The organism is Rhizobacter sp. P3_B12 (assembly GCF_056402895.1).
In genome coordinates, this window is sequence record NZ_JBFUGN010001489.1 from 1 (window position 1) to 1,002 (window position 1,002).

At 72.1% G+C, this 1,002-nt stretch carries 1 protein-coding gene and 1 pseudogene; one reads left to right on the plus strand and one right to left on the minus strand.

The annotated features are described in order from the left end of the window. Positions 1–96 (plus strand): annotated as a pseudogene (locus AC1D01_RS36335) (methylglyoxal synthase); the annotation flags it as partial. 225 nt (positions 97–321) lie between these two features. Here AC1D01_RS36335 and AC1D01_RS36340 read toward each other — a convergent pair. Beyond that, the coding region (locus tag AC1D01_RS36340) for a metallophosphoesterase (RefSeq protein ID WP_477874613.1) at positions 322–1,002 on the minus strand (681 nt) is incomplete at its 5' end.

The window sequence follows — 1,002 nt, forward strand, 5'->3', positions numbered from 1 at the left end:
GCGCTGGTGCGGGCCTGCGACGTGCACGACGTGCCCTGCGCCACCAACCTGTCGACGGCACGCCTGGTGCTGGCCCGCTTGTCGGAAGGGCGCTGACCCCGCCGGGCATGTCGATTGCCCCATTCCAGACGGGCCCATGCCCGCAGGAGTGTTTCGATGAACCAGCTCTCAGAGCGCCCCGACGCCCGACGCCGCCGTGTCGAAGGCCCGTCGCGCGATCCGCGTGATCACGCGGGCCTGGAGCGGCCGGCCGCCCACCCGAAGGGTGCGCGGACCGAACCCCCTCGTGTGCCGGCAAACCGTGCCGGCTGAATTTGCCGCTCAGGCCCTCACGAGCCTGACACGCGTGATCTCCGACGGCGCCCCCAGCCGCTTCGGCGGACCCCAGTAGCCCGTCCCCCGGCTCACATAGACCCACAGCGAGCCCAGCCGGTGCAGCCCGGCCACGAACGGCTGCTGCAGCGGCACGAACAGATTCCACGGCAGGAACTGCCCGCCGTGCGTGTGGCCTGACAGCTGCAGGTCGAAGCCCGCCTCGGCCGCCGCCGCCGCGCTGCGCGGCTGGTGCGCCAGCAGCACCTTCGCATGCGCTTCATCCGACGCGCCGCGCATCGCCCGCGCCGGATCGCTGCGCTGCCCTTCGTCGAAATGGTGCGCGCCGAAATCGGTCACGCCCGCCAGCAGCAGCCGCCCCGCGCCGTGCTTCAGCAGCAGGTGCTCGTTCATCAGCACCGTGATGCCGAGCCGCCGCAGTTCGGCCACCCAGGCCGGCGCGCCGGAGTAGTACTCGTGATTGCCGGTGACCGCGAACACGCCGTGCCGCGCCTGCAGCCGCCCGAGCGGCGCAGTGTGCTCGGAGAGCTCCGGCACCCGCCCGTCGACCAGGTCGCCGGTCAGCGCCATCACGTCGGCGTCCAGCGCATTGGCGGCATCGACCACGCGGTCGACGAAACCCTTGCGGATCGTCGCGCCGACGTGCAGGTCGCTGATCTGCACCAGCGT